This window comes from Xanthomonas sp. fls2-241-TYG-148, assembly GCF_030208815.1.
Taxonomy (GTDB): Bacteria; Pseudomonadota; Gammaproteobacteria; order Xanthomonadales; family Xanthomonadaceae; genus Xanthomonas; species Xanthomonas campestris.
Genome location: NZ_JARVTE010000027.1, coordinates 43,339 through 62,430 on the forward strand (window position 1 = coordinate 43,339; position 19,092 = coordinate 62,430).

The following is a 19,092-nucleotide window of genomic DNA, read 5'->3' on the forward strand; positions in this document are numbered from 1 at the left end:
CGGGTTATTCTACCGCTCAATGCGCCCCCGCTCATGGAACACCGTGATCCTGGTGGGTGCTTCTGTTCGCCACTTCGCGAGGCCGCCTGTCATGACCGATCTCATCCCCCTGGAACAGGCCCATTGCCTGCCCCGCAAGGGCAGCGACCACAAGCTGGGCGAAGCCCGCCTGGCCGAGCTGTTGCCCCAGGTCCCCGGCTGGGAGCTGGCCGAAGCCGGCATGGCCATCACGCGGACATTTCGCTTCGCCGACTATTACCGCACCCTCGCCTTCGTCAATGCGCTGGCCTGGATCGCCCACCGCGAAGATCACCATCCGGACCTGGGCGTGCATTACGACCGCGTGGTGGTGCGCTATTCCACCCATGACGTGGGCGGGCTGAGCGAGAACGACTTCATTTGCGCGGCCAAGGCAGCGCAGCTCTTCGATCAAGGAATCACCGCATGAACCAGTATCGCGCCCTGCTTGCCGGCCTGTGCGTCGCCGGCGCCCTCGTCGGCTGCGGCAAGCCATCGCAAGAGGCCGCCACGCCCGGCGTGGCTCCCACCGAGCTGGCCGCCCTGAAGACGCCCCCGCCTGAATACTCACCGCAGCTGGCCTGTGCGGGAATCGGTGGCAAGACGGTGCTGCGTGTGGTGGTTGGCCCGCAAGGCTCCCCCACCGATGTGACTGTCGCGCAGAGCAGCGGCCAGCCGGTGCTGGATGAGGCAGCGCAGACGCGCGTGCGCGAGTGGAAGTTCAAGGCCGCCACCCGCAATGGACAGCCGGTGCCGCAGACCATCCAGGTGCCGGTGGACTTCAAGCCGCCGGTCCCCAAGCCTGACGAATGCTTCGCCATCGAAGAGCGCGCTCGCCGCGGCGGCTGACCACCACGCATCCATCATCGCGCCATGGCCATCCTGCGCCAGCGGATGGCCGAGCGCAGACACGCGCAGCTGAACTCGCCACGCACTCCGCCGGATCGCCATTCTTTTCGACGAGGTCGTTGCGTCAATGCTTGAAGTGTCATCGCACAATGTCTGGACCGCGCTTGCGGTCACTCTGTCCGCCGGCCTGGCGACCGGCCTGGGCAGTCTCATGGTCGTCTTCGCCAAGAAGCCCAACCCGCGCCTGCTGGCCTTCGGGCTGGCGTTTGCCGGCGGCGCCATGGTGTTCGTGTCGTTGTCGGAGATCCTCAACAAGTCGATCGCCTCATTCTCCAACGCCTACAACGACAAACTGGGCTTCACCTACGGCACGCTGACCTTCCTGGGCGGAATGCTGCTGATCATGGTGATCGACCGCCTGGTGCCCAATCCGCACCAAAGCCTGTCCACCGACGACCCGCAATTTCGCGACGACAACCGTGCCTACATCCGGCGCGTTGGTCTGCTGACGGCAGTCGCCATCACCGCGCACAACTTTCCCGAAGGCTTGGCCACGTTCTTCGCAACGCTGGAAAGCCCGGCGGTGGGCATGCCGCTGGCGTTCGCCATCGCCATCCACAACATCCCCGAGGGCATTGCCATCGCCGTGCCGGTGTATTTCGCCACGCGCAACAAGTTCTATGCCTTCGGGGCGAGCCTGTTGAGCGGCCTGGCCGAGCCGATCGGCGCGGGCATCGGCTACCTGCTCCTGTCCAGCGTGCTGTCCGAGGCCGTGTTCGGCGCGGTGTTCGGAGTGATCGCCGGGGTCATGGTGTTCCTCGCCCTGGACGAGTTGCTGCCTGCCGCCAAGCGCTATGCAAAGGGACACGAGACGGTCTACGGCCTGGTGTCGGGCATGGGCACGCTGGCGATCAGCCTGGTGTTGTTCCGTTATGCGGCACCTTGAGCCTGCAGCCAATTGCCACTGCTGATGAGTGCTGCCCTGCCCCACAGCTGCCTGGTCTGCTGTTACAGGGATGCAGCGATGCCCGATACATCGCGCCAAATCGGCGCGCCTGACGTGCCCACGCGAACTCACGCGAGGCGCGTTCTAGCCTGGGCTCACGACAGAGGCACCTGAGGCAGCTACCGGGCCAGGTCCCCTAGCCGTTCCCCAGCGGCAGCGGGGGCATGGACCTCAAGCATTCATGCCGTCGCGTTTGCCATGCCAGGGGCATCGATATATCTGACGTTGAGCCCGCAAAGGCTGCACGCGCGCCACGCATCAAGCACGACACATACGTACTTTCCCCTGCCAGCGAGGAACCCATCGCCCCATGCGAAGCCGCGACTCAACCCAGCCGATCCAGCGCCTCAGCCAACTCCGGCGCCAACGGTGCGTTAAGCACATAAGGCGTCTTGCCGTTGTCCAGCGCGAACTCCAGCGAGGCGGCATGCAGGAACAGGCGGCGCAGGCCGACCTGGTCGCGCAGGCGCTTGTTCACCTCGGGGTCGCCGTATTTGTCGTCCCCGGCAACCGCATGGCCTAGGTGCTGTGCATGCACGCGGATCTGGTGGGTGCGCCCGGTCTCGATGCGTACCTCACAGTAGGAATGCCCGCCGCGACGCTCCAGCAACCGAAAGTGGCTCAGCGACGGCTTGCCGATTGCATTGACCTGCACATGCCGCTCGCCGCCCTGGCGCAGGCCGATGTGCAGCGGCGCATCCACACTCATCACCCCGTCGGGCATCCGCCCGACCAGCAGCGTGAGGTAGCGCTTGGTGATGCTGCGCCCGTCCACTCTGTCGTCTTCGCGCATCAAGGCCTGCAGCTCGGTCAGCGCTGAACGCTTTTTGGCCACGATCAATAGGCCCGATGTATCGCGATCCAGGCGATGCACCAGCTCCAGCGTCTGATTCGGACGCAAGGCGCGCAGGGTCTCGATCGCCCCGAAGCTGATCCCGCTGCCGCCATGACTGGCCACGCCGGTAGGCTTGTTGAGCGCCAGCAGCCGAGCATCTTCGAACACGATGGCCGCTTCCAGCCGCGCCTGGAACGCGGACGGCGGCGCGGCCTTGTCGCCCTCTTCGGTGAGACGCACCGGTGGGATGCGGACTTCTTCCCCACCCTCCAGCTTGCGCTCGGCCTTGGCCCGCCCGCCGTTCACGCGCACCTGCCCGCTACGCACCAGCTTGTAGATCAGGCTGCGTGGCGCGCCCTTCAATTGTCCCAGCAGGAAATTGTCCAGCCGCTGCCCAGTGCGGTCTTCCGGAACTTTGAGAATGCGCACGCCCACACGGTCGGCGGGAGGCTTGGGGGGCTGGGGGTCGGTCATCCGGCTCTTTATTCTGTTACACTCGGCGAGCGAGATAAGGGTTTGATTTCGTTGGAAGTTGATTGGCCAGAAGCCTGACTTCCGATGATTCCGGCACAGTGCGCGACCACCGCCCCCGGGGCGGCCATGTTAGCGGCTCACCGGCCTACCCGGCCATCGCCAGCGGTTTTTTGGCCGTTGCGCTGAACATGTCCCGTGCGCTGTCCCGGTTGTCCGGACGCAGCTGCCGGCCCTGAAACACCTATAAAAAACTTAAGAGAAGCGCTCCCGCGGCCTGCCGTGGTGTTGCAGCGCTGGAAACCCTAGCCAGGCCTGTCCGCGCGTTGCGCGAAAGGCCGGCGACCCGTTCCAGAGGCGAAACGTCACGGCGTTCCGCGCGGTAGAGCGCGCGAGGAACGCAACAATGAAGCGAATGCTGATCAACGCAACGCAGGCCGAAGAGCTGCGCGTGGCGATTGTGGACGGCCAGACCCTGTACGACATCGACATCGAACAGCCGTCCAAGGAACAGAAGAAGTCCAATATCTACAAGGGTCGCATCACGCGGCTCGAGCCCTCGCTGGAAGCGGCGTTCGTGGACTATGGCGCCGAGCGCCATGGCTTCCTGCCGCTGAAGGAAATCTCCCGCGATTACTTCCAGGCCGGTGTCGACCACAACAAGTCGACCATCCGTGAGCTGCTGCGTGAGGGCCAGGAAGTGGTGGTCCAGGTCGACAAGGAAGAGCGTGGCAACAAGGGCGCCGCCCTGACCACGTTCATCTCGCTGGCCGGCCGCTACATGGTGCTGATGCCGAATTCGCCGAGCGCCGGTGGCGTCTCGCGTCGGATCGAAGGCGAAGACCGCGCCGCACTGAAGGACGCGCTGGACAAGCTCGACATCCCCGACGACATGGGCGTGATCATCCGCACCGCCGGCGTCGGCCGCGATGCCGAAGAGCTGCAGTGGGATCTGGATTACCTGCTGCAGACCTGGAAGGCGATTGCCGAGGCCGCGCTGAGCAAGCCGGCGGCGTTCCTGATCTACCAGGAATCGCGCCTGATCATCCGCGCCCTGCGCGACTACCTGCGCGCCGACATCGGCGAAATCCTGGTCGATACGCCGGAGCTGTATGCCGACGCCCAGGAGTTCATGCAGCAGGTCATGCCGCAGAGCCTGCGCAAGCTCAAGCACTACACCGACGATATCCCGCTGTTCAACCGCTTCCAGATCGAGTCGCAGATCGAAGGCGCCTACGAGCGCAATGTGCGCCTGCCGTCGGGCGGCTCGATCGTGGTCGACCAGACCGAAGCGCTGACCGCCGTCGACGTCAACTCCTCGCGCGCCACCAAGGGCAGCGACATCGAGGAAACCGCGTTCCAGACCAATCTGGAAGCGGCCGAAGAAGTGGCGCGCCAGTTGCGCCTGCGTGACCTCGGCGGTCTGGTGGTCATCGACTTCATCGACATGGCGTCCACCAAGCACCAGCGCGAAGTCGAGAACAAGCTGCAGAACGCGCTCAAGTACGACCGTGCGCGCGTGCAACTGGGCCGGATCTCGCGCTTCGGCCTGATGGAGATGAGCCGCCAGCGTCTGCGTCCAAGCCTGGGTGAGTCCAGCCAGATCGTGTGCCCGCGTTGCGACGGCCATGGCCGTATGCGCAGCGTGGAATCGCTGTCGCTGTCGATCATCCGCGTGGCCGAAGAGCACGCCATGAAGGAAAACACCGGACAGGTGCTGGTCCAGGCTCCGGTGGAGATCGCCAATTACCTGCTCAACGAGAAGCGCAGCGCATTGCGCGAGATCGAGCAGCGCCATGAGTCGCCGATCATCATCGTGGCCGACGAGCAGCTGCATACCCCGCACTACGAAGTCACGCGCCTGCGCGAGAACGAGCTGGGCGAAGACAGCGGCAAGCCAAGCTATCAGCGCGGCACGCCGCGCAAGTTGCCGGTGCATGCGCTGACGAAGGCGCAGTTGAATATCCCGGTCGCGCCGGCGGTGACTTCGATCAAGCCGAGCCAACCGGCTCCGGTACGTGAAGAGGCCCCTGCCCCGGTCGCCGCGGCGCCCGCCCCGGCACCGGTGGTGGCACTGCCGCTCCCCGCGCCGGTCACCGGCGTGGTGGGCTGGCTGAAGCGCATCTTCGGCGGTGTCGATGCCCCGGCTGCAACGCCGGAAGCGTCGCAGCAGCAGCGCCCGCGTCAGAACGACGCCGCACGTGGCAACCGCAATGATCGCGGCGAGCGTGGCGGACAACGCCGTGATGGTCGCGATGCGCGCAATGGCAATGGCGGCCAGCACCGCGGCAATGGCGGCAATGGCAATGGCAATGGCAATGGCAACGGCGCGAACAAGGAGCGTCGCGACGAGCGTCGCCAGCCGACCGCGCCGCAAACTGGCAGCCAGCCGCAGCAGCAGCAAGTGCAGGTGGCCAAGCCACCGCGCAACGAGCCGCAGGCACCCAAGCAGCCGCAGCAGGGTCAGCAGCCAAAGCAGCCGAAGCAGCAGCAAAACCAGCAGCCGCGTCCTCCGCGCCAGCAGGATGGTGCACCGGCTGAAAAGCAGCAGCGTCCCGCACGTCAGGACGATGCAGCAGTGGCACAGGCCGTGACCGCGACTGCAGCGACCGCCACCACCGCAAGCGTGGCAGCGGCCATTGCCGATACCGCCACGCCGGTGTCGAGGACAGTGCCAGCGCACGAGACCGACGCCGCACATCCGGTCGACGTGACGGTGACGCCTGCCGCCTCCGAGGCAACTGCCGATGCCGCCGCCGAGGGCCATGCCCAGGACGCACCGGCAGGCGATGACGGCGCCAATGGCGAGGGCGGAAGCCGTCGCCGTCGCGGCCGTCGTGGTGGTCGCCGCCGTCGTCGTGGTGCAGGCGCCACGGGTGAAGGTGGGACCGGAGTGGATGGTCTTGAGTCCGACGATCTGGACGGTGATGCCGACGGTGATCTGGATAGCGACAACGACGATGCCGGTACGCCAGCACCGACGTCGTCCGCGCCACGCGCCGGGCAGCCCGAGTTCGATTTCGATGACGATGCCGGCAACCCGCCCGCTCGGGCCGAAGCAAAGGTTGAGCGCAGCCCGGAGCAGCAGACGCCGGTGACGCCACGTCCGGTGCCGAAGGAGCGAGCCGAAACGCGGCCGCCGGCTGATATGGCAGCGACAGCTGCACCGTCGGTCGACAGCGCACCGACTACCCCGCAGCAGCCGGTGATCACCGCGCAGTCGGCACCGGTTGCTTCGCCCGAAGCCGCCGTGTCGTCGCAGGCGGGATCCTCGCAGGCAGCGTCGCAGGAACCCGCTGCAGCACCGCACGCCGCTTCGGCATCGATCGAGGCTGCGCCGGCACAGGAGCAGCAGCGCGCTCCCGTGCAGGACGCCCCGCGTGTTGCTCCGGAGGCAGCGGCTCCGGCTCCGGCTGCGGTGCAAAGCGTTCGTCCTGAAGTGACTGCCCCGGTCTCCCCGGTGCAGCCTGCAGCACCGAAGCAGCCTGCCGCGACAGCGTCAGTTGAGCCGTCGCCTGCAGCGCAGGTCACGCCGGCGCCCGTTGCGCCGGCCGAAGCTGCCGTGGTCACGGTCACCGCACCGCATGCCGAACCGTCCAGCACGGCCGGCAAGGACGTGGATGTCGCAGTGACCTCGACCGCCGCGGTTGCGCAGCCGGCCACCGACACCGCGCCAGCAGCGCCGGCGCGCAAGCCCTACGCACCAGTGCAGACCACCCTGCTCGACGCGTTGGCTCCGCAATCGCCGCAAGCGGCAGCTCCGCAGGCTCAGGTCGAGACTGCTCCGGCAGCCAAGGTATCTGAGCACTCCACGCCGGCCGCTGCTGCGGCACCCGTGGCTGCGCAGCAACCCGCAGAGGCACGGCAGCCGACGGTGGTCGTGTCGGAAGAAGCGTCCACGCCGGCAGCACCGTCTGCTGCTGCAGCGGATGACAAGGACGACACCGAGGCTGCAGCATCGAAAGACGATGCCAACAAGCCGCGTAGCGATCACTGATCGTTACGCGTGACTGGCGCTGTCCTGGGAAACCTGGATAGTGGCGACAGAAAAAGCGGCCTTCGGGCCGCTTTTTTTTGTGTCATCAATTGACAGTCGCGAACTGCATGGAGGTTGCAGCTGCCTGGTACGCGAATTTCAAACGTCGACACTTATTGCCCATTGCCGCTTCGATCAGACCGCGCCATGAGCGCCTCGAGACACCACGTCGCCGTTGCCACATTGAAAAAACAGAAATTCAGCGCTGTGATCAGGTCGGCGAGTACCTGCATCGTCACCGCATCGGTGAGCATTCGATCAATAGATCTGCGGCTTTACGCGTCTGCCGCTCCAAAGCCCTGTCGCTCCACAGAACGACAGCGCTTCCAGGACGCTAAGCGCAGAGCACAACCACCGCTCTACCACTCGTACCAGCACAGGAACACGTCAGCCCATCTCTCAATGACTTTTCATAAGGCACGCGTGTTCCAACGCAACGCGACCACCTAAGTGACGCGCCACGAATAGCCTCTCGATTGATCAGCCAGACACCGCGACGACACCGCATCACCTCAGCGGCGGCAAGCGCTCACAGCGTACGTGCGGGATCGGTCAGGCCGTATTGATTGGCCAGGCGCGCCAGGGCGATGTTGTCCTGGATGCCGACCTTTTCGAACAGGCGCGCCTTGTGGGTGTTGATGGTCTTGGCGCTGAGATTCAGGCGCTTGGCGATGTCTTCCTGGCGCAGGCCCTGCGTCAGCAGCAGCGCGACCTCAAGCTCACGTGGCGACAGCGCATCGAAGGGCGAACCGCCGCCTTCCAGGTTGGAGAGCGCAAGGTTCTGCGCGATGGTGTTGCCGAGATAACGACGGCCCAGCGCAACTTCACGCACGGCGCGCAGCAACTCGTGCGCGTCGCCGCCCTTGCCTACATAGCCGGACGCGCCGGCTTCGAGCAACCGCTTGGGCAGCGGGCCATCTTCCAGCACCGACACGATGATGACCCGCGTGCCGTAGTCGCCTTTGACGATGCGCTCGGTGATCTCCAGCCCGCTGACTCCCGGCAGATGCAGATCGCATAACACGATGCCCGGCTTGAGCTGGCGAATCTGCGGCAACGCCGCTTCCCCACTCTCTGCTTCGCCCACCACTTCGATGTCCACTTCCTTGGACAGGATCATCTTCATGCCGGTACGCACGAGTGCATGATCGTCGATCAGAAAAACTCTGATTGTCATCCGTGTAGTCCTCGCTGTGCGGCTGGCTGGTGCAGCCTAGCTCCGTGAATAATTCAGGGCAAGCTCGATGCGACGTATTACGTGTAAGTTAGACGCGTGTACTGCGCCAGATCCCGGCGAACCCGCGCTCAACGCGTGCTGCGCCGCGCTCCACGTGACCAGCATCGTGCCGTGACGCTCGCGTTACAGACATCGGGCAATACAGTCGTGCCCGGTCAGATTTTCCCTGCGTCTGCGCACGCTGCGCCATCGACCAACGGACGGAGTTCCGCATCGAGGGCGACGCGCTCATCGAACACGAAGCATCGGCCGTCATAGCCCTCGCCACCGACATCCTCGAAGTACCCAAGGATGCCGCCATCCAGCTGCAGCACGTTGTCCATGCCCTCGGCATGCATCCACAGCGCAGCCTTTTCGCAGCGGATGCCGCCGGTGCAGAAGCTCACCACCGTGGCATCGGCGAGCGCTGCACGGTGCGGCTGCAATGCCTCGGGCAGTTCGGTGAACTTGTCGATCGGCAACGTGAGTGCGCCCTGGAACGTGCCATAGGCCACTTCCTGGGCGTTACGGGTATCCAGCAGCACCAGCGGGCGACCGTGATCATCGTGCCCCTGCTGCATCCATTTCCGTAGCATTGCAGGCGCGACCGACGGCGCGCGGCCTTGCAGCGGCGAGGCATCATCGCGGCGGAAGCTGATGATTTCCGGCTTGACCTTGACCTTGAGCCGCGCGAACGGTTGCTCGGCGCTATGGCTGTATTTCACGCGCATCTGTGCAAAGCGTGCATCTGCATGCAGCCAGGCATAGAAGCCTGCGATCTGCTCGGCATCGCCGGCCAGAAACAGGTTGATGCCTTCTTCGGCCACCAGCACCGAACCCTTCAGCGCATGCTGCTGTGCGCGCTCCAGCACGCTGTCCGCCAGCTGTTGCGGGTCGTGGATCGGGGCGAACTGATAGGCAGCGGCATTGGTGATCATGGCGCCATTTTAAGCCCGATCCGCTGCGGCGGGTTATCCGCGCAACAGCAAAAACGGCAGCAATACCAGCGAGGCGATCACCAACATGCCGACCAGGGTAGCCAGCACGAACAATGGCCGCCGCCGCAACAACGCGCCAAAGGTTTCCGCAGTCCCCGACGCCAGCGCCTGCTGCCGCTGTGCACGCGCATCGGCGCCGCGCCGGGCCTGGTACGCATCCATCAGTGCCTTGGCACGCGGATAGTCCGCATTCTCGCTAAGCCAGATGCCGCCCGCGGAAATGCCCCAATTGCTGGGGCGCGTTTCGTAGGTCTGCACCAGGTTGTCGCGCATCAGTGCCCGCACGTCGTCGGCTTCGTCGTCGGGGACATTGCGTAGGTTGAGCAGCAGTTTCGCCATGACGCGATGATAGCGGGAGCCAGGTGCGATAATGCGTGCCTCACTCCTGTGGATCACGCCATGCGCCTCTTTTTGACGCTTTGCGCCGCCCTGTTGCTGGCGAGCTGCGCCCCTGCCCTGCCCCCGTCCGGTGGCACCATCGCCGCGTTCGAGCGGATCGATCGCACCGTCGGCACTGGCGCCGAAGCCACGCCCAATGCGCTTGTCACCGTGCACTACACCGGCTGGCTATACGACGAGAAGGCGGCCGACAAACACGGCAAAAAGTTCGACAGCTCGCTGGATCGCGCCGAGCCGTTCCAGTTCGTGCTGGGTGGCCGCCAGGTCATCCGCGGCTGGGATGAGGGTGTGGCCGGCATGCGCGTCGGCGGCAAGCGGACCTTGATGATCCCGCCGGAGTTCGGTTACGGCGACAAAGGTGCCGGTGGCGTGATTCCACCGGGCGCCTCGCTGGTGTTCGACGTCGAATTGCTTGGCGTGCAGCCGCGCTGAGCACGCACCTCATGACTGATGGAAACACGCCGCGACTCGCGGTGATTGGTGGCGGCCCGGCCGGCCTGATGGCGGCCGAGGTCGCGCGCGCCGCCGGGCTTGCGGTGGATCTTTATGAAGCGAAGGGGTCGGTCGGGCGCAAGTTCCTGATCGCCGGCAAGGGCGGCTTGAACCTGACCCACTCCGATCCGCCGCCTGTCTTCGCACAGCGCTATCGCGAACGCAGCACCGCGGTTGGGCATTGGCTGCAGGCGTTCGACGCCGAGGCACTACGCGCGTGGGCGCGCGACCTGGACGTGGAGACCTATGTTGGAAGTTCTGGCCGCGTATTTCCGATGGACCGCAAGGCCGCTCCACTGCTGCGCGGCTGGGTGCGACGACTCAAAGAACAGGGTGTGAGTTTCCATGTGCAGCATCGTTGGCTCGGCTGGGATGACGGTGGTGCGCTGCGCTTCGCCACACCAACCGGCGAGCAGGCATTCGCGGCCGATGCGGTGATCCTGGCGCTGGGTGGTGGCAGCTGGCCACAGCTGGGATCGGATGGGCAATGGACACCCGTCCTGGAGCAGCGCGACATCGCGGTGGCACCACTGCAGCCGGCCAATTGCGGCTTCGACATCGCATGGACGCCGCATTTCGTGCAGCGCCACGCCGGTGCGCCACTGAAGGCGGTGGTTGCCCAGTGGCAAGGGCGCGATGGTGCGACACAGGCGCTGCAGGGCGAATGCGTGATCACCGCAACGGGAATCGAGGGCAGCCTGATCTATGCGCTGTCGGCGGACCTGCGCACGCAGATCCAGACATACGGCACTACGACGCTCTGGCTCGACCTAGTTCCCGGTCGCACATTGGAGCGCCTGCAGGTTGATCTGCAAAAACCGCGCAACGGGCGCAGTTTCAGCGAGCACCTGCGCCGCCAGACCGGCATCGATGGCGTCAAGACCGCGCTGCTGTTCGAACACTTGGGCAAGCAGGCCGGTGATGACCTCATTCGCGTCGCGCAGACGCTCAAACAGCTCCCGCTGCGTCTGCTGCGGCCACGGCCGTTGGCGGAAGCCATCAGCACGGCCGGCGGCGTACGTCTGGAGGCACTGGATGCGCAGCTGATGGCGCGTGCGCAACCGGGGGTGTTCTGCGCCGGCGAAATGCTCGACTGGGAAGCCCCGACCGGCGGTTATCTGCTGACGGCGTGCTTTGCCAGCGGCCTGCGCGCGGCGCAGGGCGCGGTGCAGTGGCTGCAACGCGGCGCTACAGCCGAGCGTTGATCGACGCGCGCGGCCACACCGATTTGACGTCATAGAACACCGCGCCCGGCTTGCCGAGTGCGGCGATGCGCTGCGCATCGTAGTCGCGGTACTGCGCGTGCGCCACCGCCAGGACCACGGCATCGTAGGCGCCCTCTTCCGGCGTCTCGCACAGCTGCACGCCGCCGTGGCGCAGCGCGTCTTCGGGATCGGCCCACGGGTCGCAGGTATCGACCTGCGCGCCGGCGGCCTGCAGCAGCTGCACCAGTTCCAGGGCACGGCTGTTGCGCAGATCCGGGCAGTTCTCCTTGAAGGTGGCGCCGAGCACCAGCACTCGCGCCTGCGGTGGTGCAATCCCTTGCGCCGCGAGCAAGCTGCAAACGCGCTCAGCCACGTGGCGGCCAACGCGATTGTTCACCTGCCGCGCAGTGTGGATCAGGTCCGGGTGGTAACCCACGCTCTCGGATTTGTGCAGCAGGTAATACGGGTCCACACCGATGCAATGCCCGCCGACCAGACCGGGCCGGAATGGGAGGAAATTCCACTTGGTGCCGGCGGCTTCGAGCACATCGAGCGTGTCGATGCCGAGCTTGTCGAAAATCAGCGCCAGCTCGTTGACCAGCGCAATGTTGACGTCGCGCTGGATGTTCTCCACCACCTTGGCCGCTTCGGCTACGCGGATCGATCCAGCGCGCCACGTGCCGGCCGTGATGATGCTGGCGTAGAGCGCATCCACCGCGTCCGCGGCGTCGGGTGTGGAGCCGGAGGTGATCTTGCGAATGTCGCGCAGCCGCCGCTGCCGGTCACCCGGGTTGACGCGCTCGGGGCTGTAGCCACAGAAGAAATCGGCGTTGAACCGCAGCCCGGAGGCTTCTTCGAGCAGCGGCACGCAGACTTCTTCGGTGGTGCCGGGGTACACGGTCGATTCGTAGATCACCAGATCGCCTGGCTTGAGCGCAGCGGCAATCAACGCGGTGGCACTGCGCAATGGTTCGAGGTCCGGCTGTTCGAAACTGTCGATGGGCGTGGGTACGGTGACGATGAAGATCGTGCAGCCCGCAAGTTCTGCAGCGTCGGCGGTGTAGCGTAACTGCCGTGCAGCGGCGAGCTCTGCATCGTCCAGTTCCAGCGTGGCATCGTGGCCCTGCTGCAACTGCGCCACGCGCTGCGCATCGATATCGAAGCCCAGCGTGTCGCGCCGCTCACCGAACGCGACGGCCAGCGGCAGGCCAACGTAGCCCAGGCCGATGACGGCGATACGCGCCTGAAGCGGGTCGAACGGCGGGGTGCGGGACATGCGGTTCCTTCGATCATGCGCGGCACGGCACCGCGCGCCAGTGCGGCGGCAGCATAGCGCAGCCGGCAACCGCCCGGTCAGCCGCTCTGCACGCGATGGAGATTCACAATCGCCCCGCAATCAGGCACGCTATCGGTCTGCCCGGGTGGCGAAATTGGTAGACGCAAGGGACTTAAAATCCCTCAGCCGCAAGGCTATGCGGGTTCGACCCCCGCCCCGGGCACACCTATCGCACGCTCCATCAGATCGCTTTCGAGTAGCGCACGGCCTGCCCCACAGGTTGCAGATAGCGGTCAAAGCACATGGCAGCCAGGCGGACCAGCGGCCACCCTGTTGCGGTGACATCAACGCACAGGCCGCGCACCTCCACCAGGCCATCGGCGGCAAGCACCTCCAGCGCAGCCAACGCGTCATCGAAGCATTGCCGCGCATCGCACTGATGGCGTTGCGCCACGGCAGCCAGATCCACACGTCCGCAGCACAGTAAGGCCTGGATGACCTCCGCGCGCAGCAGGTCGTCTGCACTCAGTTGCATCCCGCGGCACACGGGCAAGGCACCGCGATCGACCGCTGCTTCCCACGCAGCCAGTTCGCGTGGATTCTGGCTGTAGGTGTCGCCAACATGGCTAATCGCACTGACGCCCAAGCCGATCAGATCGGTATCGGCATGCGTGGTGTAGCCCATGAAATTGCGCTGCAGATCGCCGCGCCGTTGCGCGATCGCCAGGTCTTCGCTGGGAAGCGCGAAGTGATCCATGCCGATGTACTGGTAGCCCGCCGCCGACAACGTACGTACGGCGAGCCCGAGCAGCGCCAGCCTGTCCTGCGCGGAAGGCAACTCCTGGACATCGATCTGCCGCTGCGCCTTGAACACATGCGGCAGGTGCGCATACCCGTAGATCGCCAACCGATCTGGTCGCGCCGCCAGTACGCGGTTCAGCGTACGCGCGAAGCCCGCCTGCGTCTGCCGCGGCAAACCGTAGACCAGATCCACGTTCACCGAGGCGATGCCTGCCTGCCGACATGCATCGATGAGTTCCAATGTCTCCTGCTCGCCTTGACGGCGATTGATCGCCGCCTGCACGTCCGGATCGAAATCCTGGATGCCTAAGCTGACCCGGTTGAATCCCAGCTGCGCCAGCGCGGCAATGTCGCCTGATTGAGCAGCGCGAGGATCCAGTTCGATCGAGATGTCGCGACCGGCATCGGTGCTGAAACGGAAGATGCGGCGCAGGCCATCGAGCAAGTCGCCCAGCAGCGCAGGCGAGAGAAAATTGGGCGTCCCGCCACCTAGATGCAGTTGCACGACCGTTCGACCGCGCTCCAGATGCTCGGCGACGCTGGTCGCCTCGCGGAGCAGCCGCGCGACATAGGCCTGCCCCTTGCTCGCGTCGCGCGTGATGATCCGATTGCAGCCGCAGTAGAAACAGGGACTGCTGCAAAACGGCACATGCACGTACAGCGATAAGGCGCGCCCAGGGCGCTGCTCCTGCGCGCGCAAGAACGCCGCCTGCAACTCCGTGGCACCAAACCCGGACTGGAAGTGCGGCGCAGTGGGATAGGAGGTGTAGCGCGGGCCTGGGCGGTCGTAGCGTTGCAACAACGCTTGATCGAAGTTCCAACGGGCATGCGCGGCAGCGATATCGGGTTCCATGCGCGCAGCATGCCGTACCTGCGACAGAGGCACCTTGATCAGAATCAATCTGCCATCCCGTGGCGCAGGGACTGGCACGCCCGCTGAAATCACATTCGCCCTGCAGCGCTGTCAGCGTGTGGTGCAGCCAGCTTGCACAGCAACTGGCGCATCGCTCATACGGTGCCAGTGGGCGGCGCAGTGAATTTTAGATCCCGCAGCATTCAGTTGCCCGACCATCGCTGCACGACATGCAGCTCATCCACGCCACGTGCAACCCAAATAAAAAAGCCATGGACTGTAAAGTCCATGGCTTGAATTTGGAGCGGGAAACGAGACTCGAACTCGCGACCTCAACCTTGGCAAGGTTGCGCTCTACCAACTGAGCTATTCCCGCGTGGAGCGATATTCTACAGCTTGTCACCGTTTTGCGCTAGCCCTGTCACCGCGTCGGAGGCAGGGAAAACACACACGATGTGGAGGCCTGGGCCGGAATTGAACCGGCGTACGCGGATTTGCAGTCCGCTGCATAACCACTCTACCACCAGGCCGAAACATCAAACCCAAGGCATCCTGCCCTGAAACAACACGACCCCGCGCACGGGGCCGCGTTTACATCTTGGAGCGGGAAACGAGACTCGAACTCGCGACCTCAACCTTGGCAAGGTTGCGCTCTACCAACTGAGCTATTCCCGCTTGGGAGGCGAAATTTTACAGTGAACGGGATAGCTGTCAACTGTTGCTTTCGACTTTTTTCGGTTTGTTGGTAATCGCGGCCTTTTCATCGGCACGCAAACTTGGCCATGCGGCCTGCAGATACTGGAAACCCGACCACAACGTCAGCAATGCGGCGATTGCCAGGGTCCAGTACCCCGCCTGGAAGATCAGGTTGCCCAGCCAGATTTCATGCGTGGGCATCTGCCCCGGCGTGACCGAATACAGCAAACAGAGCAACGCGACCATCTGTGCGGTGGTCTTGACCTTGCCGATCATCGCCACGCGCACCTTGGCACGCTGGCCGATCTCGGCCATCCACTCGCGCAATGCAGACACCGCGATTTCGCGCCCCACGATGACCGCCGCCCAGAACGCCATCCACGGCGTGGGATGCCCTTGCACGATGAGGAACAACGCCACGGCGACCATCAACTTGTCGGCCACCGGGTCCAGAAATGCGCCAAACGCCGAATACTGGTGGTAACGCCGCGCGACCCAGCCATCCAGCCAGTCGGTGATGGCGGCCAGGGCAAACACACCGGCCGAGGCGAAATTGGTCCACTTGTACGGCAGGTAGAACACCACGACCAACACCGGGATCATCACGATCCTCAGCAGTGTCAGCCACGTGGGGATGGTCAACTTCATTACGGACTCGACTCGCCTGCCGCATCGGGGAGCGCCAGCCCGTGCAGGTTAGCGTAGATTCGCGCGGCGAGTGCGGCATTGACCCCCTCCACCCGTGCAATCTCCGCTTCGCCGGCCGCCTTGAGACCGACCAGGCCGCCGAAATGCTTGAGCAGGCTGGCGCGCCGGCGTGGCCCGATGCCGGGGATATCTTCCAGCTTGCTGGTCATGCGTGCTTTCTGGCGGCGTCCACGGTGGCCGGTGATGGCAAAACGGTGCGCTTCGTCGCGAACCTGCTGAATGAATTGCAGTGCGGGCGATGCGGCGCCGGGGCGCAGCTCGCGGCCATCGGCCAGGATCAGCGCTTCGTGCCCTGCCCTGCGCTCTTCGCCCTTGGCCACGCCGACCAGCAACACATTCTCGATGCCTAGGTCGGCCAATGCGGCCTGGGCCTGCGCCAACTGGCCGGCGCCGCCATCGATCAGCAACACGTCGGGCAGCACGCCGTTTTCTTCCACCGCGCGACGGAACCGGCGCTCGATCGCCTGGCGCATGGCGGCGTAGTCGTCGCCGGGGGTGATGCCGGAAATGTTGAAGCGCCGGTACTGCCCGCGCACCGGGCCGCTGGCATCGAAGACCACGCACGAGGCCACCGTGGCTTCGCCCATGGTGTGGCTGATGTCGAAGCATTCCACACGCTTGACCTGCTCGGCCAGGCCAAGCATTTCGCGCAAGGCTTCGCTGCGCGCGTGCTGCGCGCTCTGGCTGGTGAGTTCGGTGACCAGGGTCAGCTGTGCGTTGCGGCTGGCCAGCAACAGGTAGCCGGCGCGTTCGCCACGCACGTTCCACTTCAGCGCGACCTTGTGTTCGGCCGCGGCACTCAATGCCGCCTCGATCAGCTCGGCGTCGGGGATCTCGCGGTCCAGCAGAATCTCGCGCGGCGGTGCATGTTCGGCGTAGTACTGCGACACGAACGCGGCCAGGATTTCCTCGGCGCTGTCTTCGCCGTTGGTCTTGGGAAAGAACGAACGCGTGCCCAGGTTGCGCCCGTCGCGGAAACTGAGCAGCAGCACGCAGGCCTGGCTGGATTGCGTGGCGCACGCCAGCACGTCCAGATCGGCGGCGCGCCCGTCCACGTACTGGCGGTTCTGCATGCTGCGCAGCGAGGAGAGCAGATCGCGCAGACGGGCGGCACGCTCGAATTCGAGCGCCTCGCTGGCCTGCTGCATCGAGTGCATGATTTCTTCGCCGAGCTGGTCGCTCTTGCCTTCCAGGAACATGGTGGCGCGACGCACCGCTTCTTGGTAATCCTGCGCCGCCACCAGATCCACGCACGGCGCACTGCAGCGCCCGATCTGGTACTGCAGGCACGGCCGCGAGCGATTGCGGAACACGCTGTCCTCGCAGCTGCGCAGCTTGAACAACTTGTGCATCAGGTTGAGCGTTTCGCGCACGGCGGTGACGCCGGCATACGGGCCGAAGTAGCGCCCGTTCACCGCGCGCGGACCACGGTGCAGCGCAATGCGCGGCCAGTCTTCGCGGGTCAGCAACACGTAGGGATAGCTTTTGTCGTCGCGCAGGGACACGTTGTAGCGCGGCGACAACGACTTGATCAGCTGGTTTTCCAGCAGCAGCGCTTCGGCCTCGCTGCGGGTGACGGTCACGTCCATGCGCGCGACCTGCGACAGCATCGAAGTCAGGCGTGCGTTCTTGGGCGTGCCATTGAAATAGCTGCCCACGCGCTTACGCAACGCGCCGGCCTTGCCGACATACAGCAGGCTGTCGTCGGCCGCGTACATGCGGTAGACACCGGGTGCGGTGCTCAGGCGGGCGGCGAAGGCCTTCCCGTCGAAATCAGCTTGTGGCCTTGCGCTCATTCGTCTATCGAAACATCACTCAATGCGCCTGTTGCCAGGTCGTAACGCAGCACGGCGTGCGCGTCGGTTTCGGCGATCCACACCGCGCCGCCGGCAACGGCCAGCCCGGCCGGGCCATGCAGGCGCCGCGGCAGGGCGACCGTGGTCAGCTCGCCGCCGCCCAGGCGCAGGCAGCGCAGCCGACCATTGCCGGTGTCGGCCACCCACAGCATCGGCGAATCGGCGGCCAGTGCGATTGCCTGCGGAAACTGCAGGCGTGCGGTACTGCGTGGGCCATCGTCTTCACCGAACTGCCAGGTGCCCTGCCCACCAACCAGGGTCTGCACCAGGTCACCACGCAATTGCATGGTGCGGATCGACGACCCCAGCCCATCGCAGACGTAAGCCACCTGCTGGACCGCAGCCAGGCCTGCCGGCTGTGCGAAAGCAGCGAGATGGCCGCTGCCGTCGCGGATTTCAAGGGAGCCGGTGCCGGCGCGCGCGGTCAGCGCGGCGCGGCCTAGGTGATAGCTCCAGATGCGGTTGTCGCCGGCCATCGCGATCAACAGCTGGTTATCGGCAACCGCAAGTCCTTGCGGATAATTCAGCGGCGACGCGCCCGCACTGGCGAGCGGGCCTTCGACCGGCTCACCGCTGCGCCCGGTGCCACACAACGTGTCGACCTGGCCGCTGCGCAGGTTGATTCGCCGCAAGGCATGGTTGCCCGTATCAGCCACATAGAGTTCTTCGCGCTCGAGCGCCAGGCCCTGCGGGCGTCGAAATGCCGCTTCGCCCACGCCGCCATCGATAAGGTCGGCATTGCCGTGGCCGAACTGACGCAGCACGCGGCCGCTGTGGGTGCATTCGAGAATGCGGTGGTGCCCGGTGTCGGCGATGTACAGCCGGTCTTCGGTCGCCGCCAGGCCGGTGGGGAAGCGCAACGCCAGGCGCGGCTCGGGGTCGCGCTCAGCCACGCCGTGCAGATCGGCATCGGATGGCGGCTGCTGGCCTTCGCACAACGCGGCCAGTGCCTTGTCGAGATCGCCGGTGACACCGACCAGCCGCTGCCGCTCGCGGCCATAGGCGTCGAGCAACACCAGGGTGGGCCAGGATTCGATTCCGAAACGGCGCCAGGTTTCCCAGTCCTTGTCGAGCAGGATTGGCGCACTGACGCCATGCCCACGCAACTGCTTGAGCGAGCGCTGCGGCATGCGTTCGCTATCGAAGCGCGGCACCTGCACCACGATCACCTGCAGCCGGCCGGGGCTGCGCGCCTGCCAGTGCGCAAGCTCGGCCAGCCGCTCCGCGCACCACACCGAGCTGGCATTGACGAACGCCAGCACGAGCGCGCGGCCGCGATGCTCCTGCAAGGTGGAGGGCCTGGCGTTGAGCCAGGTGGGAAATTCCGGCAGTTCCTGGGTGAGCTGGGCAGTCATGCAGTGATTATGCCCAAGCCCG

General features: G+C 65.3%; 15 protein-coding genes and 4 tRNA genes. 7 read left to right on the top strand and 12 right to left on the bottom strand.

The window, feature by feature from the left end:
* The first annotated feature begins 91 nt into the window (after positions 1 to 91).
* The 3 genes from QRM60_RS20505 to zupT all read left to right on the top strand — a co-directional run bounded on the left by QRM60_RS20505 (position 92) and on the right by zupT (position 1,813).
* Positions 92 to 448, top strand: coding sequence for a 4a-hydroxytetrahydrobiopterin dehydratase (locus QRM60_RS20505; RefSeq protein ID WP_014507817.1), 357 nt, complete (start codon positions 92 to 94; stop codon positions 446 to 448).
* A complete protein-coding gene (locus QRM60_RS20510) occupies positions 445 to 867 on the top strand; it encodes an energy transducer TonB (RefSeq protein ID WP_011269750.1) in 423 nt (140 codons plus the stop codon). Before QRM60_RS20505 ends, QRM60_RS20510 begins: the two co-directional genes overlap by 4 nt.
* A 127-nt stretch (positions 868 to 994) precedes the next feature.
* Positions 995 to 1,813, top strand: a complete 819-nt coding sequence (gene zupT / locus QRM60_RS20515) for a zinc transporter ZupT (RefSeq protein WP_285446941.1) — start codon at positions 995 to 997, stop codon at positions 1,811 to 1,813.
* Positions 1,814 to 2,198: 385 nt separating this feature from the next.
* Here zupT and QRM60_RS20520 read toward each other — a convergent pair whose 3' ends face one another.
* Entirely contained in the window at positions 2,199 to 3,182 is a 984-nt protein-coding gene (locus QRM60_RS20520; RefSeq protein ID WP_011037239.1) for an RluA family pseudouridine synthase, read from the bottom strand.
* Between the two features lie 403 nt (positions 3,183 to 3,585).
* Between QRM60_RS20520 and rne the strand changes: the two genes are divergently transcribed.
* Positions 3,586 to 7,176 (top strand): ribonuclease E, encoded by a 3,591-nt coding sequence (gene rne, locus QRM60_RS20525; RefSeq protein WP_285446942.1) that lies wholly within the window; start codon positions 3,586 to 3,588, stop codon positions 7,174 to 7,176.
* Positions 7,177 to 7,744: 568 nt separating this feature from the next.
* On the opposite strand, the gene QRM60_RS20530 is transcribed toward rne, so the two are convergent.
* The 3 genes from QRM60_RS20530 to QRM60_RS20540 all read right to left on the bottom strand — a co-directional run bounded on the left by QRM60_RS20530 (position 7,745) and on the right by QRM60_RS20540 (position 9,768).
* Positions 7,745 to 8,392 (bottom strand): response regulator, encoded by a 648-nt coding sequence (locus QRM60_RS20530; protein WP_011037241.1) that lies wholly within the window; start codon positions 8,390 to 8,392, stop codon positions 7,745 to 7,747.
* Between the two features lie 215 nt (positions 8,393 to 8,607).
* A complete protein-coding gene (locus tag QRM60_RS20535; RefSeq protein WP_228436185.1) occupies positions 8,608 to 9,369 on the bottom strand; it encodes a sulfurtransferase in 762 nt (253 codons plus the stop codon).
* Between the two features lie 33 nt (positions 9,370 to 9,402).
* On the bottom strand, positions 9,403 to 9,768 hold the full coding sequence (locus QRM60_RS20540; RefSeq protein ID WP_228436184.1) for a DUF6164 family protein: 366 nt from the start codon (positions 9,766 to 9,768) through the stop codon (positions 9,403 to 9,405).
* A gap of 60 nt (positions 9,769 to 9,828) precedes the next feature.
* Here QRM60_RS20540 and QRM60_RS20545 point away from each other — a divergent pair, with 60 nt between their 5' ends.
* Both QRM60_RS20545 and QRM60_RS20550 read left to right on the top strand, forming a co-directional pair.
* On the top strand, positions 9,829 to 10,260 hold the full coding sequence (locus tag QRM60_RS20545; RefSeq protein WP_014507823.1) for an FKBP-type peptidyl-prolyl cis-trans isomerase: 432 nt from the start codon (positions 9,829 to 9,831) through the stop codon (positions 10,258 to 10,260).
* Positions 10,261 to 10,271: 11 nt separating this feature from the next.
* On the top strand, positions 10,272 to 11,525 hold the full coding sequence (locus tag QRM60_RS20550; RefSeq protein ID WP_285446943.1) for a TIGR03862 family flavoprotein: 1,254 nt from the start codon (positions 10,272 to 10,274) through the stop codon (positions 11,523 to 11,525).
* Here QRM60_RS20550 and QRM60_RS20555 read toward each other — a convergent pair.
* Positions 11,509 to 12,801, bottom strand: coding sequence for a nucleotide sugar dehydrogenase (locus tag QRM60_RS20555; protein WP_115573022.1), 1,293 nt, complete (start codon positions 12,799 to 12,801; stop codon positions 11,509 to 11,511). The two genes, QRM60_RS20550 and QRM60_RS20555, sit on opposite strands and share 17 nt — an antisense overlap.
* Positions 12,802 to 12,940: 139 nt before the next feature.
* On the opposite strand from QRM60_RS20555, the gene QRM60_RS20560 reads away from it, so the two are divergent.
* Positions 12,941 to 13,024 (top strand) — tRNA-Leu (locus tag QRM60_RS20560).
* A gap of 18 nt (positions 13,025 to 13,042) precedes the next feature.
* On the opposite strand, the gene hemN is transcribed toward QRM60_RS20560, so the two are convergent.
* The 7 genes from hemN to QRM60_RS20595 all read right to left on the bottom strand — a co-directional run bounded on the left by hemN (position 13,043) and on the right by QRM60_RS20595 (position 19,070).
* A complete protein-coding gene (gene hemN, locus QRM60_RS20565) occupies positions 13,043 to 14,455 on the bottom strand; it encodes an oxygen-independent coproporphyrinogen III oxidase (protein WP_285446944.1) in 1,413 nt (470 codons plus the stop codon).
* A 300-nt stretch (positions 14,456 to 14,755) separates the two neighbouring features.
* A tRNA-Gly gene (locus QRM60_RS20570) sits at positions 14,756 to 14,831 on the bottom strand.
* 80 nt (positions 14,832 to 14,911) lie between these two features.
* Positions 14,912 to 14,985 (bottom strand) — tRNA-Cys (locus tag QRM60_RS20575).
* Between the two features lie 69 nt (positions 14,986 to 15,054).
* A tRNA-Gly gene (locus tag QRM60_RS20580) sits at positions 15,055 to 15,130 on the bottom strand.
* Between the two features lie 36 nt (positions 15,131 to 15,166).
* Entirely contained in the window at positions 15,167 to 15,799 is a 633-nt protein-coding gene (gene pgsA / locus QRM60_RS20585; protein WP_011037265.1) for a CDP-diacylglycerol--glycerol-3-phosphate 3-phosphatidyltransferase, read from the bottom strand.
* A complete protein-coding gene (gene uvrC / locus QRM60_RS20590) occupies positions 15,799 to 17,655 on the bottom strand; it encodes an excinuclease ABC subunit UvrC (protein WP_011037266.1) in 1,857 nt (618 codons plus the stop codon). Before uvrC ends, pgsA begins: the two co-directional genes overlap by 1 nt.
* Positions 17,652 to 19,070: a hypothetical protein gene (locus QRM60_RS20595; RefSeq protein WP_183111189.1), complete on the bottom strand. Its 1,419-nt coding sequence runs from the start codon at positions 19,068 to 19,070 to the stop codon at positions 17,652 to 17,654. Before QRM60_RS20595 ends, uvrC begins: the two co-directional genes overlap by 4 nt.
* Positions 19,071 to 19,092 lie beyond the last annotated feature (22 nt).

Coding starts and splice junctions, on each gene's coding strand:
- QRM60_RS20505 (WP_014507817.1), top strand. CDS start 92: ATGACCGATCTCATCCCCCTGGAACAGGCCCATTGCCTGCCCCGCAAG.
- QRM60_RS20510 (WP_011269750.1), top strand. CDS start 445: ATGAACCAGTATCGCGCCCTGCTTGCCGGCCTGTGCGTCGCCGGCGCC.
- zupT (WP_285446941.1), top strand. CDS start 995: ATGCTTGAAGTGTCATCGCACAATGTCTGGACCGCGCTTGCGGTCACT.
- QRM60_RS20520 (WP_011037239.1), bottom strand. CDS start 3,182: ATGACCGACCCCCAGCCCCCCAAGCCTCCCGCCGACCGTGTGGGCGTG.
- rne (WP_285446942.1), top strand. CDS start 3,586: ATGAAGCGAATGCTGATCAACGCAACGCAGGCCGAAGAGCTGCGCGTG.
- QRM60_RS20530 (WP_011037241.1), bottom strand. CDS start 8,392: ATGACAATCAGAGTTTTTCTGATCGACGATCATGCACTCGTGCGTACC.
- QRM60_RS20535 (WP_228436185.1), bottom strand. CDS start 9,369: ATGATCACCAATGCCGCTGCCTATCAGTTCGCCCCGATCCACGACCCG.
- QRM60_RS20540 (WP_228436184.1), bottom strand. CDS start 9,768: ATGGCGAAACTGCTGCTCAACCTACGCAATGTCCCCGACGACGAAGCC.
- QRM60_RS20545 (WP_014507823.1), top strand. CDS start 9,829: ATGCGCCTCTTTTTGACGCTTTGCGCCGCCCTGTTGCTGGCGAGCTGC.
- QRM60_RS20550 (WP_285446943.1), top strand. CDS start 10,272: ATGACTGATGGAAACACGCCGCGACTCGCGGTGATTGGTGGCGGCCCG.
- QRM60_RS20555 (WP_115573022.1), bottom strand. CDS start 12,801: ATGTCCCGCACCCCGCCGTTCGACCCGCTTCAGGCGCGTATCGCCGTC.
- hemN (WP_285446944.1), bottom strand. CDS start 14,455: ATGGAACCCGATATCGCTGCCGCGCATGCCCGTTGGAACTTCGATCAA.
- pgsA (WP_011037265.1), bottom strand. CDS start 15,799: ATGAAGTTGACCATCCCCACGTGGCTGACACTGCTGAGGATCGTGATG.
- uvrC (WP_011037266.1), bottom strand. CDS start 17,655: ATGAGCGCAAGGCCACAAGCTGATTTCGACGGGAAGGCCTTCGCCGCC.
- QRM60_RS20595 (WP_183111189.1), bottom strand. CDS start 19,070: ATGACTGCCCAGCTCACCCAGGAACTGCCGGAATTTCCCACCTGGCTC.